The sequence below is a fragment of the uncultured Roseicyclus sp. genome (genome assembly GCF_937892565.1).
Classification (GTDB): Bacteria; Pseudomonadota; Alphaproteobacteria; order Rhodobacterales; family Rhodobacteraceae; genus Roseicyclus.
The window spans coordinates 1-12841 of sequence record NZ_CALAHQ010000008.1; the positions used below are offsets into that span (position 1 = coordinate 1).

Genomic DNA, 12841 nt, shown 5'->3' on the forward strand with positions numbered 1-12841 from the left:
GTTGGCCCAGAGTCTACCTCAAACTGGATTAGGTGGAGGGGGCAACGTCACGCGCGACGAGGCGATGATGGCCGAACATCTGGTCAATCTTGGGCGGCGTTCGGCGGATGTGCGCATGGCGCATTTCATGCTGGAACTGGGTGCGCGCCTCAGACTTGTGGGCATAGGCGATCAGGGCGGATTCGCGTGCCCGCTGACGCAATATCATCTGGCCGATGCGCTGGGCCTGAGTGCCGTGCATGTCAACCGGGTTCTGCGCCATTTGCGCGAAGCAGGTCTGCTCACCTTTCAAAGGGGCCGTGTTCGTTTCAATGACATCGTCCGGCTTCGCGATCTTGCCGGGTTCGACCCTGATTATCTGGATCATCAACTGTCCCGGTTCTGACGTGTGGTGGGCCGCCCAAGACGGGGTGGCCCGTCTTGGGCAAGGGAAGGGTTGCCAGCGCAATCAGCGGTTGGGCGTGATGATGATCTCGACCCGGCGATTTTGGGCCCGCCCCGCCACAGTGGCATTGGTAGCGATCGGCTCTTCAAATCCGCGCCCCAAGACCCGGATGCGGGACGCGCTGGTGCCAAATGCCACAAGCTCGCTTGCGACTGCCATGGCTCGTTCTTCGCTGAGCTGCTTGTTGTAGGCCGCGGTACCGACGGTGTCGGTATGTCCGACCACCAGAACCGTGGAATTGGGGTGTTGGCGCAGGCTTTCGGACACCGCCCTGAGCGCGGGCCGAAAGCTTGGATCGACGGTGGATGAATCCGTGCGGAAGGTGACCGATTCCGGCAAGATCACACGGATATCCTGACCAGTGTTGGTGACGGCCACACCGGTGCCAGCCAAAGAGCGGCGCAGCTCGCGTTCCTGCGTTTCCATCTGTGCGCCGATGGCCCCGCCGATGGCAGCGCCGATGGCCCCGCCGATGACGGTGGATTGCGTGTCGCCGCCGATGATCTGGCCGGCCGCTGCACCTGTCAAACCTCCGATGATCGCGCCGGTGGCTGGTTGATTGGAGGTGCCATCGATATTTTCGCAGCCGCCCAAAGCGAAAGATGCTGCCAAAACTCCGGCTCCGATAAGTCTGTAATTGCTCATCTCGTGTCCTTTTCAAGAACGCGGCCACACCGGTACGACGGTGGCCCCTGCGCTGAAACAGGATCACGATGACATGTTTTCTTGGCCGCTATGCTGATCTGCGTCAGCATGGCGGAGTTCAACAGCCGTTCCATTGCGCGGGTTCGATGTAGAAGGTCGGCGTCGCGAAAAGCGCAGGCGCCTTACGTCGGGGCGTTTGCCTTGGATGGCGCGATTGGATGCAAGCCGATTGCGCCGCGCGGGCGGTGTCCATGCGCGGCACGTCAAAGGTCACGGGCGCGTCGCGCCTTGTCGGGGCGATGCGTTTCAAGGACATCCCCATCAGTTCGGATGCGTGAACAACGCAGCGACGGCGGCTTCAAGCAGATCGATCAGTCCTGACCATGGCACGGCGCGCGGTCAATCGCCGAGCTTGGCATGAACCTCATCGAGGTCGATGTCGCCCAAAGGCATCTTGTTGCCCGGATTGTCGAAATCGTAGCGGAACAGCGCAAAATCGCGGTGATAGATTTCATGCATCAGATGCATCGCCAGATCGTCGAAATAATCCTCGACCGGGTGTAGCCGCTTGGGCCCATGCCCCTCGCTTTCGTTGAAGCGCGGCACTTGCGCCAGATCGACTGGGTAGCGCGTGTCGATGCGATCGAGCACCTGCTGCATCCCGTCATTGAATTTTTCGGTCCAAAAGATGTGGTCATAGCGCCCGCCATTCACGATCAGCGTCGAGATATGGCCCGACATGGTCGACCAGTGGATGTCGGGTTCCATCGGGCGGCGCCAGCGGATGGTGTCGCGCACGAACAGCAAGAAGCGACGAAAGGATGCGATCTGGTCGAAATCCTGCTGGCCATCCGGCCCGCCCACCTCGATCCCGTACTTCTGGATCAAGACCGGCACCAGATTGCCACGATAGCGGTTCCCGTTGCGCTGGATGCCACAGATCTTGTCGAAAAAGCTAGAAAGTACGCGGGTATAGGGGTTTCGCACACAGGTGAAGGTAAATGATTTTCGGCCCTTCACATTCGCCTCGATCAGCGGTTGGCTTGCCGCCCGCGCCCATTTGTGCAGCCCATCGGTGGCATCATGGATGTCGCCTTGGAAATATGTGTTGTGGTCGGAATAGAACATGATCTGGCCGATGGTCGAACAGGCGCATTTGGGCACCACGCGGTAGACCATGCTTTCGCTTTCCGTCATCCAGGTTCCCGGAAACCCCATCGCCGCCCTCTCGTCTCTGTCTGCCTGTGGCACGCCACCATCACGAAGTGTGGGTGCATCTAAAGCAAAAAGATGAATACCTTCAACTTCCGTTAGGTGTTGCTATGACAAGACACGGGAAAGATTGTAACGAGGTATTTGCTGCATGGCCAAGATCGCCTTCATCTTGCTTTGCCACAAGGACGCGCCCGCCATCATCGCGCAGGCCGAGCGCCTGAGCGCGACGGGGGATTATGTGGCGATCCATTTCGATGCGCGCGCAGCCGCCACCGATTACGCCGCGATCACCCGGGCTTTGGCCGGCAATCCCCGCGTCGTCTTTGCCAAAAAGCGCGTCAGATGCGGATGGGGTGGCTGGAGCCTGGTGCGTGCCACACTCAACACGCTTGAGGTGGCCGTGCGCAGCTTTCCCGATGCGACGCATTTCTACACGCTCTCGGGCGATTGCCTGCCGGTGAAATCCGCCAGCTACGCGCATCGATTTCTTGATGCGGCCGATCGCGATTACATCGAGGCCTTCGATTTCTTCACCTCGGGTTGGATCAAGACAGGCCTTCGGGAAGAACGGCTGATCTATCGCCACTGGTTCAATGAACGCGACCAGAATTGGCTGTTTTACCAAAGCCTCAACCTGCAAAGGGCGCTGGGCCTGCGCCGTCGCATCCCTGCCGACATCGCGGTGCAGATCGGAAGCCAATGGTGGTGCCTGCGGCGGGGCACCATTGAAAAGATCCTCAAGTTTTGCCGCAAACGCCGCGATGTCGTGCGATTCTTTTCCACAACTTGGATCCCCGACGAGACGTTTTTCCAAACGCTGGTGCGCCATCTGGTGCCCGAACGCGAGATCGAATGCCGCACGCTGACGTTCAAGATGTTCAGCGATTACGGCATGCCCGTGACCTTTTACAACGACCACTACAGCTTTCTGATCAGCCAGAACTACCTGTTTGCGCGCAAGATCAGCCCAGAGGCCGCGCTGCTCAAGCAACGTCTGGGGGCCCTGTGGCAGGCTCCGTGCAGCGATGTCGTCACCGGTGGTGAGGGTGAAAAGCTGTACGCTTTCCTGACGGGGCGCGGGCGTGTGGGCGCCCGGTATGGGCCGCGCATCTGGGAAGACACAAGCACGCTTGGGCCCGATCGCAGACTGCTGATGATCGTGTGCAGGAAATGGCATGTGGCCAAACGTCTGCTGAGTTCCAGCGCAGAGCGGTTGAAGCTGCCGGGCGTTGAATATCTTTTTGACGAGGCGACATGCCCCATGCCCGATCTTGGCGGCATCGAGCGGAGCCTTGACAAGCGCAACCGCCACCGTCGCGCCTTGATGCGGATGCTGTTCGAATACCACAACACCGACAGGCTGATGATCTGTCTGGATCCGGGCAATATGGCTGCGCTACAGGATTTCCTGTCCGACAGGGCGGACGCGCGGGTGCTTGAACTGTGCTGCACATTTGACGATCAGTCCTTGGTGCGCCATGCCACCCGGCTCGGGCTGGCGACCGAGAACACACCGGCCGACGTGATCGCGCGCTTGCTGCCCAGCTTGCGCCAGGATTTGGCAATGCACGCCACCCGTATCCGCGATGCCGACCGTTCGCGCCACTGGTGCATCCGCCAAGACCGCCCCCTGGCCGAAAACGCGACTGTTCTGGCGGATTTTTTCGATATCGATCTGGACAGCGCGCAGCGGCTGTCGGAAACCCCATACCTGTTCGCAGACTGACGGGAGCCCGCCATGGCCTATGCCTACGATCCGCAAAATATCTTTGCCCGCATCCTGCGCGGCGAGATCCCCAATCGCACCGTGATGGAAACCGCCCACACGCTCGCCTTTGCCGATATCCATCCGCAAGCGCCCATTCACGTGTTGGTCATTCCCAAGGGGCCATATGTCTGCGCTGATCATTTCGCGCTTGCAGCCACTGACGCCGAGATCGTGGATTTCACCCGCGCCATCGGCCGTATCTGTGCCGATCTTGGCATCCAGCCCGGCGAAGGCGGGCAGGGCTTTCGCACCATCGCCAACGCAGGCGATGCCGCCGCACAAGAAGTGCCCCATTACCATGTGCATATCTTGTCGGGCCGTCCCTTGGGCCGGATGCTGCAACAGCCCGACTGAACGCTTGGGCCATGGTCTTGCCCGCGAAAGATCTTGCTGCCATATCCGCAATGCACATCGCAGCCGAGGACAAGATCATGCCCATCGCCCCGCCCGAAACCGAGATCGTCACCGCCACCCGTGTCGCCTGTGACGGCGGCGAGGGGGCGCTGGGTCATCCGCGGGTCTGGCTGTCGATCCCGGCCGATCGCGGCTGGGTCGAATGTGGCTATTGCGACAAGAAATTCATCCATGCTGATGTCGCCGACACGGCGCGCGCCGCGGATTGACCATGCTGCGGCGTTTGGTTCTGGGCTTTCGTCATGCGGTGATGGTCGTGGCGCTGGCGGTCGTGGCATTTCTGGCTGCCGCCGCGGTGGGCGGCCTGATCCCGGGTCGCACCGCCGACCTGCCTCAGGGCGATACGGTCGAGATCGCCTTGCTCTATGGCCCGATCCATGTCGATTTCCTGCTGCCCGCCACCGACGAGACGCGGGCGGGGATGGGCTTTGCCGCCGCGGCCGGGGTGCCGGTCGACCATCCCGATGTGCGACATGTTCTTGTCGGCTGGGGCGCGCGGGACTTCTACACCACCGCCGGAACCTATTCCGACATCACGGCCAGCGCGACGCTACGCGCGGTGACAGGCGACAGCGCGGTCCTGCGCATCGACGTGATCGGGGCCTTTCAGGCCGGTTTCGATCCACCCCGCCTGCGTCTGTCGCAGGCACAATATGCCGCCCTGCTCGAGGCCATCGCCGCGAGCGCCTTGGGTCCGCCGATCCCTGGCGCGGGCTTTACCGGCACCGACGGATTTGTCGAGGCGGAAGGTCGCTTTCACCTTTTTCGTACCTGCAACACCTGGGTCTCGCGCATGCTGCGCGCCGCCGGCGTCCCGGCGGGCCTCTGGACGCCGACGCCCTTCGCGGTGCGTCTGGGCCTGTGGCGGGCGGAAACCCTTGGCTGAAAACCGGGGTCGCGGCGGGCGCGCCGGCGCGCTAGAATAGGCCCGGACGAAACCGGAACGGGGGAGCGCGCGACCATGGCATTTGGCAAGGGACATCACCTGCATCTGGTCGACGGCTCGGCCTTTATCTTTCGCGCCTTTCATGCGTTGCCGCCGCTGACGCGCAAATCCGATGGCTTGCCCATCGGGGCGGTGGCGGGGTTTTGCAACATGATCCACCGCATGATCGAGGCCAATACCGGCCCCGACGCGCCGACCCACGCGGCGGTGGTGTTCGACAAGGGCAGCCATACCTTCCGAAACGACATGTATGATCTCTACAAGGCCAACCGAGAGGCCATGCCCGAGGATCTGCGACCGCAGATGCCGCTGACGCGCGACGCCACACGCGCCTTCAACCTTGCCTGTCTGGAGCTTGAGAATTACGAGGCCGATGACATCATCGCCACGCTTGCCCGCCTTGCGCGCGAGGCGGGGGGTCGGTGCACCATCATCAGTTCGGACAAGGATCTGATGCAGCTGGTGGGCGGGGGCGTCGAGATGTTTGACGCCATGAAGAACCAACGCATCGATGCCGACGGGGTCGAGGCCAAATTCGGTGTGCGCCCCGAGCGTGTCGTCGACGTTCAGGCGCTGTCGGGCGACAGCGTCGACAACATTCCCGGCGCGCCCGGCATCGGGATCAAGACGGCGGCACTCTTGATCACTGAATTCGGCGATCTGGAAACGCTTCTGGACCGGGCCCATGAGATCCCCCAGCCCAAGCGTCGCCAGACCCTGATCGATTTCGCCGACCAGATTCGCCTGTCCAAGCGGCTTGTCACGCTCGATGACCGCACGCCCATCGATGTCACGCTCGAGGATCTTGAGGTCAGGCAACCCGATCCCGAGGTGCTGCTTGCCTTTCTGAGCAAGATGGAATTCCGCAGCCTGACCAAGCGGATCGCCGATGGCCTGGGGGTCGCCCCACCCGCCATGCCCGACACCGACCCGCGCGGTGCCGATCCGGTGGATCGGGACGCGCCCGCCATGCCGCCCATCGACCGCGCCCGCTATCAGCTTGTGCGCGACGCCGATGCCTTGGCCGCATGGATCGCGCGCGCGCAGGCCGTGGGGGCTGTCGCCATCGACACAGAGACCACCGGGCTTGATGAAATGACCGCCGATCTGGTGGGCGTTTCGCTGTCTTGTGGTCCGGAAGCGGCCTGTTACATCCCGCTCACCCATCGCGCCGAAGGCGGCGAGGGGCTGTTTGGTTCGAATGCGCTGGCGCAAGGGCAGATGCCGCTTGATGCGGCGCTCGCGATGCTCAAGCCGATGCTGGAAGATCCCGGCGTTCTCAAGATCTTGCAGAACGCGAAATATGACGTGAAAATCCTGGCCCGCTACGGGATCGATGTGGCGCCCATCGATGACACGATGCTGATGTCCTATGCGCTGAATGCGGGGTTGCATGGGCACGGCATGGATGCGCTGTCCGAACGCTATCTGGGCCACAACCCCATCCCGATCAAGGATCTGATCGGTTCGGGCAAATCCCAGATCACCTTTGACCGTGTGCCGATCGATGCGGCCGCCCCCTATGCCGCCGAAGACGCCGATGTGACATGGCGGCTGTGGCATGTGTTCAAGCCGCAACTGCACCGCGCCCGTGTCACCACTGTCTACGAGACGATGGAGCGCCCGCTCGTGCCGGTTCTGGCGCGGATGGAAATGGCGGGCATCAAGGTCGACCGCGATGTGCTGAGCCGCATGTCCAACGCCTTCGCCCAGAAGATGGCCGGGCTCGAGGCGGAATTGCACGGGTTGGCGGGCCATCCCTTCAACGTGCAATCGCCCGCGCAAGTTGGCCAGATCCTGTTCGAGGAGATGGGGCTTGAGGGCGGCGAAAGAACCAAGACGGGCCAATGGTCCACCCCCGCCGAGGTGCTGGAGGATCTGGCCGCCACCCATGAGTTTGCCGCCCGCGTGCTGGATTATCGCCAGATCCAGAAGCTCAAATCCACCTATACCGATGCGTTGCAAGACCATATCAACCCCGACACGGGCCGGGTGCATACATCCTATGTGATTGCGGGCGCCAATACCGGGCGGCTGGCCTCGACCGATCCGAACCTGCAAAACATTCCCGTGCGCACCGAAGATGGCCGCCGCATCCGCGAAGCCTTTGTGGCCGACAAGGGCAAGGTTCTGGTCAGTCTTGATTATTCCCAGATCGAATTGCGCATTCTGGCCCATATCGCGGGGATTGACGCGCTGAAACAGGCCTTCCGCGAGGGGCAGGATATTCACGCCGCCACCGCGTCCGAGATGTTCGGCGTGCCCTTGGACCAGATGACGCCCGATGTGCGCCGTCAGGCCAAGGCGATCAATTTCGGCGTGATCTACGGCATCTCCGGCTTTGGCCTGGCGCGCAATCTGCGCATCCCGCGCGCCGAGGCGCAGGGCTTTATCGACCGCTATTTCGAACGCTTCCCCGGCATCCGTGCCTATATGGATGCAACCAAGGCTTTCGCCAAGACGAATGGCCATGTGCAGACGCTTTTCGGCCGCAAGATCCACACCCCCGAGATCAACGCCAAGGGCCCCGGCGCGGGCTTTGCCGCGCGCGCCGCGATCAACGCGCCCATTCAGGGCACGGCCGCCGACATCATCCGCCGCGCGATGATCAAGATGGATGCCGCCATCGCGGATCTACCCGCCCGCATGCTGTTGCAGGTGCATGACGAATTGCTGTTCGAGGTGGATGAGGGCGCCGCCGATGCCCTGATCGCGCGCGCGCGTGACGTGATGGAGGGTGCAGCCCTGCCCGCCGTGCATCTTGATGTGCCCATCGTGGTCGATGCGGGGCAGGGGGCGAATTGGGCGGTGGCGCATTGAGCCGCCCCCGCCCGCGCGCCAGATCGGCCATGCCGCGCAGCCAGACGCGGCTTGTCGCCTTCAACAAGCCGATGGATGTGCTGAGCCAGTTCACCGATGACGGGCATTGGCCGGGGCTGAAACGCTTTCTCGACATGCCGGGGATGTATCCGGCGGGCCGGCTTGACCGTGACAGCGAGGGGCTGTTGCTGCTCACCAATGACGGCATCTTGCAAGCGCGGCTGACAGACCCCAAATCGGCCACGCCCAAGACCTATGTCGCGCTGGTCGAAGGCACGCCCACCCCCGAGGCGCTGGCCGCCTTGCGCAAGGGCGTTGCGCTGAATGATGGCCCGACACGACCCGCCAAGGTCGATCAGGTGGCAGAGCCGGATTGGCTTTGGCCGCGTGATCCGCCGGTGCGGTTCCGGCTGAATGTGCCCGAGGCTTGGCTGAACCTGACCATCACCGAAGGCCGCAATCGACAGGTCCGGCGCATGTGCGCCCATGTGGGCCTGCCGGTCTTGCGGCTGATCCGCTGGTCGGTGGGCGATCACACGCTTGAGGGGCTTGCCCCCGGCACATGGAAGGCGCTGCAACCCTGACGCGATGTCTTGGCATGCTACCGCATTCTTATAGAATAATGATATGTCAGGCGCCAACATGCGACGGGGCCGCCAATGCATGCATCGCGGCCCCGTGCTTTCGCGGAACCGCTCCTCCCCGGCGCCGCAATTGTTTCTTATGCAAGCATTGCCATGGGATTCTCGAGATTGTCAACAATGGCTTGCAAAAGCGCGGCCCCAAGCGCGCCGTCGATGACCCGGTGATCGACCGACAGCGTGACCGACATGACAGTCGCAACCGTCAGCCCGCCATCGGCGCCCACAACAGGTTTCCTGACGCCCGCACCGACGGCCAGGATCGCCCCATGGGGCGGGTTGATCACCGCGTCGAAATTGTCGATGCCATACATGCCCAGATTGCTGATCGCGAAGGTGCCGCCGACATATTCATGCGGCGCCAGCTTGCGGTCGCGGGCGCGGGTGGCCAGATCCTTCATCTCGGCCGACAGCGCCGACAGGCTCTTTTGCTCGGCATCCTTGAGCACCGGCGTGAAGAGCCCACCATCGACCGCCACCGCCACCGCCACATCCGAGGGCTTGAGCCGCAGCATCCGGTCACCCGCCCAGACCGAATTGGCGGCGGGCACCTGTTGCAGGGCCAGCGCACAGGCCTTGATGATGAAATCATTGACCGACAGCTTCACGCCACGGCTTTCCAGCTGTTTGTTGAGTTGCCCGCGAAAGGCCATCAGCGCGTCAAGCCGGATATCGCGGCGCAGATAGAAATGCGGGATGGTCTGCTTGGCCTCGGTCAGCCGTGCGGCAACCGTCTTGCGCATGCCGTCAAGCTTGACCTCCTCATAGGCGCGGCCCTCATACATGCGCATGACCTGTGCAGCATCGGGGCCGGTGGGCATCGCGGTTGCGGCTTTCGCAGCGGGTGCCGGGGCAGGGGCAGGGGCGGCAACCGTGGCTGTGGCGTTGGCCATGGCTATCGGCGCGGCGCTGGCCGTGGCACCCGCGACATCGGCCTTGACGATGCGGCCATGCGGGCCCGAGCCCTGGATCGTGCTCAGATCGATGCCCTTGTCGGCGGCGATGCGGCGGGCAAGCGGCGAGGCGAAAACACGGGTGCCGTCGGCTGCCTTGGGTGCGGCAGGGGCGGGGCTGGCTGCGGCTTGCGCCGGGGCGCTTGCGGCTGTCGCGGTGGGGGCCGTCGCTTTCGCAGGGGCAGGGGCCGCATCGGCGGCAGTTTCGCCATCGGCCAGCAGTACGGCGATGGGGGCGTTCACCTTGACCCCTTCGGTACCCGCGGGGATCACGATCTTGCCGATCACCCCATCATCCACCGCTTCGAATTCCATCGTCGCCTTGTCGGTTTCGATCTCGGCGATGATGTCGCCGGATTTGACGCTATCGCCCTCTTTCACCAGCCATTTGGCCAGCGTGCCTTCCTCCATCGTGGGGGAAAGGGCGGGCATCAGAATTTCGATGGGCATGATCCGCGCTCCTCAGCGATAGGTGACTTGGCGCGCGGCCGCGACGACCTCGGCGGTGGTGACAAGGGCCAGCTTTTCCAGATTGGCCGCATAGGGCATCGGCACATCCTTGCCCGTGCAGTTGATCACCGGCGCGTCCAGATGATCAAAGGCGTTTTGCATGATCCATGCGCCCAGATGATTGCCGACCGATGCGACGGGAAAGCCTTCCTCGATCGTCACGCAGCGGTTGGTCTTTTTGACCGAGGCGAGGATCGTGTCGTAATCAAGCGGGCGCAGCGTGCGCAGATCGATCACCTCGGCGCTGATGCCTTCGGCGGCCAGCTTTTCGGCCGCTTCAAGCGTATAGGTCATGCCGATGCCCCAGCTGATCAGCGTGACATCGCTGCCCTCGCGCCAGATGCGGGCCTTGCCGAAGGGGATGGTGAAATCCGCCACATCCGGCACGTCGAAGGACCGGCCATAGAGGATCTCGTTTTCCAGAAAGATCACCGGGTTGGGATCGCGGATGGCGGTTTTCAACAGGCCCTTGGCGTCAGCCGCCGAATAGGGCTGGACCACTTTCAGGCCGGGAATATGGGCATACCACGCCGCGAAATCCTGACTGTGCTGGGCGCCCACGCGGGCGGCGGCACCGTTGGGCCCGCGAAACACCATCGGCGCGCCCATCTGGCCGCCCGACATGTAAAGCGTCTTGGCCGCCGAATTGATCACATGGTCGATGGCCTGCATCGAAAAGTTGAAGGTCATGAATTCGACGATCGGCCGGAGCCCGCCAAAGGCCGCGCCCACCCCGATACCGGCAAAGCCATGTTCGGTGATGGGCGTGTCGATCACGCGCTTGGGCCCGAATTCATCCAGCAACCCTTGGGTCACCTTGTAGGCGCCCTGATATTCCGCGACCTCCTCGCCCATCACGAACACGGTCGGATCGGCGCGCATTTCTTCGGCCATGGCGTCGCGAAGTGCTTCGCGCACGGTCTGGGTTTTCATCTTGGTTCCCGCGGGCCAATCGGGGCTGCGATCCACCGGTGTCGCCACGGGTGCTGCCGCTGTCGCGGGGGTGGTGGTGGCTTGCGGGGCTGCTGCGGCGGCGGGGGCAGGGGCTGCCATCGTCTCGCCTGCCTCGCCCAGAATCGCGATGGCGGTGTTGACCTTGACCCCTTCGGTGCCCGCGGGGATCAGGATCTTGCCGATCACCCCTTCGTCGACCGCTTCGAATTCCATCGTCGCCTTGTCGGTTTCGATCTCGGCGATGATATCACCCGCCTTGACCGTGTCACCTTCCTTGACCAGCCATTTGGCCAGCGTGCCTTCCTCCATCGTGGGCGAGAGGGCGGGCATCAGAATTTCGGTTGCCATGGTTTGATCGTCCTCTCAGGCGTAGATATCGGTCCAAAGATCCGCGAGCGGCGGCTCGGGGCTTTCTTTGGAAAATTCGGCGGCTTCGTTGACGATATCCTTGATTTCCTTGTCGATCTTTTTCAGATCCTCCTCAGAGGCATGGCCCCCCGTCAACAACATCTGGCGCACCTGTTCGATGGCGTCGCGCTTTTCGCGCATTTCCTGCACCTCTTCGCGGGTGCGGTATTTCGCGGGGTCCGACATGGAATGGCCGCGATAGCGATAGGTCATCACCTCGAGGATATAGGGGCCCTTGCCCGCGCGGCAGTGCGCCACCGCGCGTTCGCCCGCATCCTTGACCGCCAGCACATCCATGCCGTTCACCTCTTCGCCGGCGATGCCATACGCCTCGCCGCGTTTCCACAGCGCGGGCGATTTCGTGGCGCGTTTCACGGCGGTTCCCATGGCGTATTGGTTGTTTTCGATCACGAAGATGACCGGCAGATCCCAAAGCTGCGCCATGTTGTAGGTCTCATAAACCTGGCCCTGATTGGCCGCGCCATCCCCGAAATAGGTAAAGGTCACCCGGTCATTGCCCAGATATTTGTCGGCAAATGCCAGCCCCGCGCCGATCGGCACCTGTGCGCCCACGATGCCATGCCCGCCATAGAAATGCTTTTCCTTGGAGAACATGTGCATCGAGCCGCCCTTGCCCTTGGAATAGCCGCCGATGCGCCCGGTCAGTTCGGCCATCACCCCCTTGGGGTCCATCCCGCAGGCCAGCATGTGCCCATGGTCGCGGTAGGAGGTGACGCGCTTGTCACCTTCGGAGGCCGCAGCCTCGAGGCCCACAACCACGGCTTCCTGCCCGATATAGAGATGGCAGAACCCGCCGATCAGCCCCATGCCGTAAAGCTGGCCCGCCTTTTCCTCGAAGCGGCGGATCAGAAGCATTTCGCGGTAGTAGCGCTTGAGATCCTCGGCCGACACATTGGGTGTGGCAGCCTCGGGTTTTGCCGCGGTCTTGCGTGGTGGCATGCGGGTCATCCTCCCCCGGGTCACAAAGATAGTTTAACGTTAAACAGTTCCCTAGCACAGGCAACCCCCGATTGCACCCGGCAATCCTGACGCAGGGGGTTGCACTGGGCGCAAAGCTGCCGTTCGCGCCGGGTGGCGGGGTCCGGGATGCGTTTGTCGGGA

12 protein-coding genes are annotated in these 12841 nt (G+C 62.8%); 7 read left to right on the forward strand and 5 right to left on the reverse strand.

The genetic code is table 11. From position 1 onward, the window contains the following. A partial coding sequence (locus tag Q0094_RS01325) for a Crp/Fnr family transcriptional regulator (protein WP_297614455.1) occupies positions 1–385 on the forward strand: 385 nt, incomplete at its 5' end. A gap of 63 nt (positions 386–448) precedes the next feature. Here the strand turns inward: Q0094_RS01325 and Q0094_RS01330 are convergent. Together Q0094_RS01330 and Q0094_RS01335 are read right to left on the reverse strand one after the other, a co-directional pair. Then, entirely contained in the window at positions 449–1090 is a 642-nt protein-coding gene (locus Q0094_RS01330; RefSeq protein WP_297614457.1) for an OmpA family protein, read from the reverse strand. Between the two features lie 399 nt (positions 1091–1489). Further along, entirely contained in the window at positions 1490–2308 is an 819-nt protein-coding gene (locus Q0094_RS01335) for a sulfotransferase family protein (protein ID WP_297614459.1), read from the reverse strand. A gap of 145 nt (positions 2309–2453) precedes the next feature. Between Q0094_RS01335 and Q0094_RS01340 the strand changes: the two genes are divergently transcribed. From Q0094_RS01340 to Q0094_RS01365, 6 genes are all read left to right on the forward strand, one after another. Next, positions 2454–4031 (forward strand): DUF5928 domain-containing protein, encoded by a 1578-nt coding sequence (locus tag Q0094_RS01340; RefSeq protein WP_297614461.1) that lies wholly within the window; start codon positions 2454–2456, stop codon positions 4029–4031. Between the two features lie 12 nt (positions 4032–4043). Further along, positions 4044–4427, forward strand: coding sequence for an HIT domain-containing protein (locus Q0094_RS01345; protein ID WP_297614463.1), 384 nt, complete (start codon positions 4044–4046; stop codon positions 4425–4427). Between the two features lie 77 nt (positions 4428–4504). Beyond that, positions 4505–4696: a zinc-finger domain-containing protein gene (locus tag Q0094_RS01350; protein WP_297614477.1), complete on the forward strand. Its 192-nt coding sequence runs from the start codon at positions 4505–4507 to the stop codon at positions 4694–4696. Positions 4697–4698: 2 nt separating this feature from the next. Next, entirely contained in the window at positions 4699–5373 is a 675-nt protein-coding gene (locus Q0094_RS01355) for a DUF2459 domain-containing protein (protein ID WP_297614465.1), read from the forward strand. 75 nt (positions 5374–5448) lie between these two features. Further along, positions 5449–8253 carry a DNA polymerase I gene (gene polA, locus Q0094_RS01360; RefSeq protein WP_297614467.1) on the forward strand — a complete coding sequence of 935 codons (2805 nt, stop codon included), beginning with the start codon at positions 5449–5451 and terminating at the stop codon, positions 8251–8253. A gap of 29 nt (positions 8254–8282) precedes the next feature. Then, positions 8283–8837, forward strand: a complete 555-nt coding sequence (locus Q0094_RS01365) for a pseudouridine synthase (protein ID WP_297614469.1) — start codon at positions 8283–8285, stop codon at positions 8835–8837. A gap of 137 nt (positions 8838–8974) precedes the next feature. Here Q0094_RS01365 and Q0094_RS01370 read toward each other — a convergent pair whose 3' ends face one another. The 3 genes from Q0094_RS01370 to pdhA are packed head-to-tail and all read right to left on the reverse strand — an operon-like array spanning position 8975 to position 12679. Next, the gene (locus tag Q0094_RS01370; RefSeq protein ID WP_297614471.1) at positions 8975–10297 is read right to left on the reverse strand and encodes a pyruvate dehydrogenase complex dihydrolipoamide acetyltransferase; all 1323 of its coding nucleotides are present in this window, start codon (positions 10295–10297) and stop codon (positions 8975–8977) included. A 12-nt stretch (positions 10298–10309) separates the two neighbouring features. After that, complete coding sequence (locus tag Q0094_RS01375; protein WP_297614473.1) at positions 10310–11659, reverse strand: pyruvate dehydrogenase complex E1 component subunit beta; 1350 nt, start codon at positions 11657–11659, stop codon at positions 10310–10312. Between the two features lie 15 nt (positions 11660–11674). Next, the gene (gene pdhA, locus Q0094_RS01380; RefSeq protein WP_297614475.1) at positions 11675–12679 is read right to left on the reverse strand and encodes a pyruvate dehydrogenase (acetyl-transferring) E1 component subunit alpha; all 1005 of its coding nucleotides are present in this window, start codon (positions 12677–12679) and stop codon (positions 11675–11677) included. Positions 12680–12841 lie beyond the last annotated feature (162 nt).

What these genes read in the sequence shown, in the direction of transcription:
- Q0094_RS01330 (WP_297614457.1), bottom strand. Translation starts at nt 1,090, where the DNA reads ATGAGCAATTACAGACTTATCGGAGCCGGAGTTTTGGCAGCATCTTTC.
- Q0094_RS01335 (WP_297614459.1), bottom strand. Translation starts at nt 2,308, where the DNA reads ATGGGGTTTCCGGGAACCTGGATGACGGAAAGCGAAAGCATGGTCTAC.
- Q0094_RS01340 (WP_297614461.1), top strand. Translation starts at nt 2,454, where the DNA reads ATGGCCAAGATCGCCTTCATCTTGCTTTGCCACAAGGACGCGCCCGCC.
- Q0094_RS01345 (WP_297614463.1), top strand. Translation starts at nt 4,044, where the DNA reads ATGGCCTATGCCTACGATCCGCAAAATATCTTTGCCCGCATCCTGCGC.
- Q0094_RS01350 (WP_297614477.1), top strand. Translation starts at nt 4,505, where the DNA reads ATGCCCATCGCCCCGCCCGAAACCGAGATCGTCACCGCCACCCGTGTC.
- Q0094_RS01355 (WP_297614465.1), top strand. Translation starts at nt 4,699, where the DNA reads ATGCTGCGGCGTTTGGTTCTGGGCTTTCGTCATGCGGTGATGGTCGTG.
- polA (WP_297614467.1), top strand. Translation starts at nt 5,449, where the DNA reads ATGGCATTTGGCAAGGGACATCACCTGCATCTGGTCGACGGCTCGGCC.
- Q0094_RS01365 (WP_297614469.1), top strand. Translation starts at nt 8,283, where the DNA reads ATGCCGCGCAGCCAGACGCGGCTTGTCGCCTTCAACAAGCCGATGGAT.
- Q0094_RS01370 (WP_297614471.1), bottom strand. Translation starts at nt 10,297, where the DNA reads ATGCCCATCGAAATTCTGATGCCCGCCCTTTCCCCCACGATGGAGGAA.
- Q0094_RS01375 (WP_297614473.1), bottom strand. Translation starts at nt 11,659, where the DNA reads ATGGCAACCGAAATTCTGATGCCCGCCCTCTCGCCCACGATGGAGGAA.
- pdhA (WP_297614475.1), bottom strand. Translation starts at nt 12,679, where the DNA reads ATGCCACCACGCAAGACCGCGGCAAAACCCGAGGCTGCCACACCCAAT.